Raw genomic sequence first — 5506 nt, 5'->3', positions numbered from 1 at the left:
GTAGGGGGAGATGAGGGAGAAAAGTCTTCCTCATCCCCCTCATCTGTAATCGAATAATCCCACTCTTTAGAATCAGAAGTGGGCTGCTATTTGTTACATTAACTGCAACTTATCTGTAGATGCCGTTGTTAAAGCGATCGTCTCCTTCGTTGAAGGCAGGCTCTAGTTCTGTCACGGTAAACTTATCTAAGTTGGCTTGCAGAGTTGCTTTTTGGCGATCGCTCAATCCTGGAAGATCCAATACATCCTCTACATTTTTGTAAGGAGCATTTATGATGATTTTCTTAGCCAGGGTGGGATAAAGCCCTGGAAACTGTTGAAAAGCTCGGACGTTGGTATTATTCAAATCAATTTTTTTACCAAATTCCGTTCCTAGCTTCTTATCTGCCCGATTCTGCCGCTCAATTGCCAGAATTGGCACTTGAGGAAGAGCAAAACTGTTGAAACTAGCAGCTTGGGCTATCTGAGTTGTTCCCAACCATCCCCAGCAACCAAGTAACAAACTAAACACTGTTAATAAACGCGCCAATCCTTTCACAATTTTCTACCTCTTTCCATCAAACAGAAATAAAAGTTTGAAGCTAACAGTGGTTATTAGTCATTAGTCACTAGTCATTAGTCATGCTCTGCGGTAAGCCGCTAATGCGTCTACGTGAGAGCGCCAAGGACAAAGGACAAAAGACAAAACTTGATAGCTTAATTAACACAGCAGTCATCAGAAACTAATATACAGCGTATTAATATCCACAATATTTACTGTTACTGGGTTTGACTGGGGTTTTAGCAAAAATTTTTCTCGTTATCGGAGTGTCTCTATAGCTGTAATAGGCTTCTATCAATGATCCTGGTAGCATTCCCAACGAGACGAAATCTTTTCGGGGTGGCTGATTTTAGCTTCCAAGTAGAAACGAAGCCGTCTGATGTCTAATACCGAATAACCTAGCAAGAAGACTTGAGGCTGATGGACTGTTATGTAATATTTCTTAACTAATTAATTATTTACAGCATCATTCTTGATGTGCCATAGACTGGCTGGAAAAAGTTTTGCTAACAGAAGCCTAGAAGATCATTACAATACAATCTTGTGAATCCTGCTTTCTTCACGCTGCGATCGCAGCTAACAAAAATAGGCTATCCACCAAAATTGTGCTTAAAACTGCACCACCAAAGGCATACCAGTGTTTTTGCTTTCTACCTAAAGCTAAAATTCCCACTGTTAACAGCACTAAGGCGAGAATTATGGCCCAACTTTGTCCCCAAGGTGTTTCTACTTGCATGAGAGCATTGTGTAAGATTTGTGGTGCTAAATCTGCATCTACTCTCATAATTTGCCTCCAATAAGGCATCAAGTCTGCTAGATAAAAATATACGTCTGTTAAAACTGTACCGAATAAAGACCCTAAATAAAACCAGCTACCAACCTTGCCCCAACTCTTCGCTAGACACCAGCAAGCAAACGGTAAGCCTATAGATTCGACTGGCAGATGCCATACAGGTTCCCAACGTAACCAGCCCCAATAAATCGCTCCTGCTAACCAACTCCAGCTAAATCCTAAGAGCAAATCGCCCCAGACATAAGTTGCAGGACGTGACATTAAGTTAAAACTTAGCCACACCCAAAAAGCTGTCAGCGCTAGACTGAGAGTTGGTAGCGATCGCACTATTGGCGCTTCAACAAATACTGGCACTGATACCAAAAACACCGCCGCCGCAAACACTAACCAATTTTGTCGGGCAGAAATAGATAAGGGAAAAGAGGGAGAAAAGGAGAGTGCAGATTCCAATTGCCTGATGCCATTCTGCCCAGTATCAGCCAAATCCAACTCAGTATCAATAGAGGGTGTAGAAGCAGTGTAGGAGGACAGTGTATTATTAATCAAAGTTTTTAATATTTGTTACTAAACTTTATCTTATTTAAGATATCACATTTTAAAATCCCCCCCTGGGGCATTGTAATTATACAGACATTTCCCGGAGTGTGGGTAGAGACTAATGAAAAAGTGTGGGAGCAGGGGGGGACAAGGGAGACTTATTCAATAATTCTCCCTTGTCTCCCCCCTCTTCCTTGTCCCCCTGATCCCTGCCCCATGACGGCATCAGTCCGCTAAATATTAAAGTTTGATGAACTGGCAAAATTTCGTTGACTTATTCAGGTGGGTGTAAGAACATGGTCAGCGTCTTAGATGATGTTATTGATCGGTAAAATCGAATTTTCTATAAGATATTAGGTGCAGTAGAGAGTATATAAAGCAACATCATCATCTAGACAATGTTCATAATCATGTCTAGAACAGAAAAAAGGTATTAATTGCTATGGAGTTTATTCAAGCTTTTATTTTGGGCATTGTTCAAGGTATTACAGAGTTTTTACCTATTAGCAGTACTGCACATCTCCTGATTTTTACCAAACTATTTGGTTGGAAAGAGCTAGGTTCTAAAGATTTTGTTGATGCCATTCAATTTGGCAGTGTTATCGCAATTGTGGGGTATTTCTGGTCGCTGATTTCTAGCATTGTCAAAGGTGGAATCGAAGCATTCAAAGATAAAGATTGGCAACGTGAAGAGTGGAAAATTATTGTAGGGATTGTAGTCGGAACATTGCCTGCCTTAATTTTCGGCTTTCTTTTGAAAGACATTCTACCAGAGAGTGCATTAATTATTGCCATCATGTCAATCATCATGGCACTTTTACTAGCTTTGGCAGAAAAAATTGGTACTCGCAAGCGAGGTTTTGATTCACTGCAAATTCGGGATGGTATTTTAGTTGGATTGGGACAAACACTTGCTTTGATTCCGGGTGTTTCTCGTTCTGGCTCGACGTTGACGACTGCCTTATTTTTAGGATTAGAACGCGATACAGCAGCGAAATTCTCATTTTTGTTAGGATTTCCAACTCTTACCATTGCTACGCTGTATAAAAGTCTGAAAATCTTCAAGTTATTTCAAGCCCACGAGTTGCCCGATAACATTGTGGGACTGTTAATTGTAGGGATTATTTCAACCTTTATTTTTTCCTACCTATCAATTGCATTTTTGATCAAATACTTAGCAACCAAGAATACTTTGGTTTTTGTCTGGTATAGATTAGCATTCGGTAGCGCCATTTTAGCTGCGATCGCAGCAGGTTGGAAAGGATAATTAAATAATAGTCATTAGTCATTAGTCATTAGTCATTAGTCCAAAGTAAATGACTAATGCCCAATTCCCCATTCCCAATACTTCGACTTCGCTCAGTACAAGTTCCCAATTCCCATGAATATTAATCCCGCTCGAATTACCAAGGTTCTACCAGACTCAATCGCCGCAGAGATTGGCTTTGAGGCTGGGGATGCGATCGTTGCAATCAATGGTACGCATCCCCGTGATTTAATTGATTATCAGTTTTTGTGTGCGGATGAAGTTTTAGAACTAGAAGTTTTAGATGCTACTGGTAAAACTCATACCCTGGAAATCGAAAAAGATTACGATCAAGACTTGGGGCTAGAATTTGAAACTGCCCTATTTGATGGCTTAATTCAGTGCAATAATCGCTGTCCATTTTGTTTTATCGATCAACAGCCACCAGGTAAGCGCACCAGCTTGTACTTAAAAGACGACGATTATCGTCTGAGCTTTTTGTATGGTTCTTATCTTACCCTGACTAATTTGCCAGAAAGAGAATGGCAGCGAATTGAGCAAATGCGCTTGTCACCGTTGTATGTTTCTGTTCATGCAACAGAAGCTGATGTGAGAATTAGGCTGCTAAAAAATCAGCGTGCGGGACAAATCTTGCAACAACTGAAGTGGTTTCAAAAAAGGCGACTACAAATTCATGCTCAAGTTGTTGTTTGTCCTGGTATAAATGATGGCAAACATCTGGAACAAACTCTTAAAGATTTAACTTCTTTTCATACTGGTGAAGTCCCGGCAGTGGCATCGGTGGCAGTTGTGCCAGTTGGGTTGACACGGTTTCGGCCTCCAGAAGATGAACTTATCCCTGTAACTAGAGAAAAAGCTCAAGAAGTGATTTCTCAAGTGCAAATGCTCTCACGGCAATTTCGCCAACAATTTGGTTCTAGCGTTGTTTGGTTAGCTGATGAGTGGTTTTTGATTGCAGGTGAAGAATTACCCAGCGAGTCTGAATATGAAGAATATCCCCAAATTGATAACGGAGTTGGTTCGATCCAACTATTTATCAAGCAATTTGCCACCGTTGCAGCAGAATTACTCCCGGCAAAAGTATATCCTCAAAGAAAATTGACCTGGGTAGTGGGCAACGCCGTAGAAAAAGCATTTCAACCAATTTTGAAACGCTTAAATTGTGTTGAGGGTTTAGAGGTCAATATGCGGGCTTTATGTAGTGATTATTGGGGACAAACTATCAGTGTAACCGGATTACTAACTGGTCATGATTTACTTTTAAATTTAGAGAAGCAAGATTTAGGTGATGGGATTTTGCTACCCAATGTCATGTTAAAAAATGGAGAATTAGTGTTTTTAGATGATATGAGTATTGAGGAATTAGCTGGCAGACTAAATACAAAAATTTTCCCCCTAGCAGGAGTTGAAGATTTAATCAAAACATGCATTTCTAATTTTGTTCAGATTTAGTTATCAAAGATCAGTTGTTTTTCGGAGGTAATTTATTGTTATGCTGGATGATAAATAAGAAGTAATGCCTAATAAATAATCCACTGAGGAGTCAGTAGTGAAGAATCGGAAAGAGTTTCATGAAAAGGCAAATTCTCACATAAAGAAAGCCGGATTCTTCATTTTAAGTTTTAACTTTTTAATTTTAAATAGTTTTAGTATTTTGCCAGTCACGGCAGCGACTGAAGAACCTGTATTGAGCGTAGTGCATAGCCAAGAAAATGCGAATCAATGGACAGGGATAACTGACCGCTTGCAGACAATCGGGGTGAAATATTGTGTAATTCCCCTAACAGATGTCAAGAGTGGTGCAGATTGGGGCGATCGCCGGATATTATTTTTGCCAAACGTCGAGACATTAACGCCAACCCAAGCGATCGCTCTTGAAGAATGGATGAGTAAGGGAGGGCGCTTGATTGCTAGTGGCCCCGTAGGTAGTTTGTCATCGCCAGGAGTACGGCAGTTATTGCGATCGCTCTTGGGAGGTTATTGGGGATTCAGCCTCAGTGAAATAGAACAGATCAAGCCCACAAAAACCAAGATCCCAGAATGGGCAAATCAAACTGAACTCTTTGGCAAAATCCGTGGCGGCGTTGTGATTCCTAATGATATGGGCACTGAATCTCCTGCTGTTTGGAATTCCAAAGATAATCCAGCCGCAGTAGTGACAACTGAGCGTACTACCTTTTTGGGCTGGCGCTGGGGAACAGATACAGCCTCAGCCGCCGAGTTAGATAATGCCTGGTTAAAAGCTTCTATCAATCATTATTTCACAGCGCTAGCACCATCGAATCGGATGAAAAAAATAGCAGGAGGTTCGCCAAACTGCTCTACAACAGTAGCGACTGCACCGAGGGGGCAGGGAGCAGGGAGCAGG

Annotated in this window: 4 protein-coding genes and 1 pseudogene; 3 read left to right on the top strand and 2 right to left on the bottom strand. The window is 41.0% G+C overall.

Features of this window, described 5'->3' with window-relative positions:
- Positions 1-109 precede the first annotated feature (109 nt).
- Positions 110-538, bottom strand: coding sequence for a photosystem II complex extrinsic protein PsbU (psbU, locus tag GNF10_RS34685; RefSeq protein WP_185581992.1), 429 nt, complete (start codon positions 536-538; stop codon positions 110-112).
- Between the two features lie 562 nt (positions 539-1100).
- Positions 1101-1880, bottom strand: a complete 780-nt coding sequence (locus GNF10_RS34680; RefSeq protein WP_185581993.1) for a DUF3120 domain-containing protein — start codon at positions 1878-1880, stop codon at positions 1101-1103.
- A 433-nt stretch (positions 1881-2313) separates the two neighbouring features.
- On the opposite strand from GNF10_RS34680, the gene GNF10_RS34675 reads away from it, so the two are divergent.
- From GNF10_RS34675 to GNF10_RS34665, 3 genes and pseudogenes are all read left to right on the top strand, one after another.
- Positions 2314-3138: an undecaprenyl-diphosphate phosphatase gene (locus GNF10_RS34675; protein WP_185580732.1), complete on the top strand. Its 825-nt coding sequence runs from the start codon at positions 2314-2316 to the stop codon at positions 3136-3138.
- A gap of 114 nt (positions 3139-3252) precedes the next feature.
- Complete coding sequence (locus GNF10_RS34670; protein ID WP_185580731.1) at positions 3253-4590, top strand: TIGR03279 family radical SAM protein; 1338 nt, start codon at positions 3253-3255, stop codon at positions 4588-4590.
- 97 nt (positions 4591-4687) lie between these two features.
- A pseudogene (locus GNF10_RS34665) lies at positions 4688-5506 on the top strand (glycoside hydrolase family 10 protein); the annotation flags it as partial.

The organism is Nostoc sp. UCD121 (assembly GCF_014222285.1).
Taxonomy (GTDB): domain Bacteria; phylum Cyanobacteriota; class Cyanobacteriia; order Cyanobacteriales; family Nostocaceae; genus Nostoc.
This window is presented reverse-complemented; position numbering and strand designations above follow the sequence as displayed.

Coding starts and splice junctions, on each gene's coding strand:
- GNF10_RS34675 (WP_185580732.1), top strand. CDS start 2,314: ATGGAGTTTATTCAAGCTTTTATTTTGGGCATTGTTCAAGGTATTACA.
- GNF10_RS34670 (WP_185580731.1), top strand. CDS start 3,253: ATGAATATTAATCCCGCTCGAATTACCAAGGTTCTACCAGACTCAATC.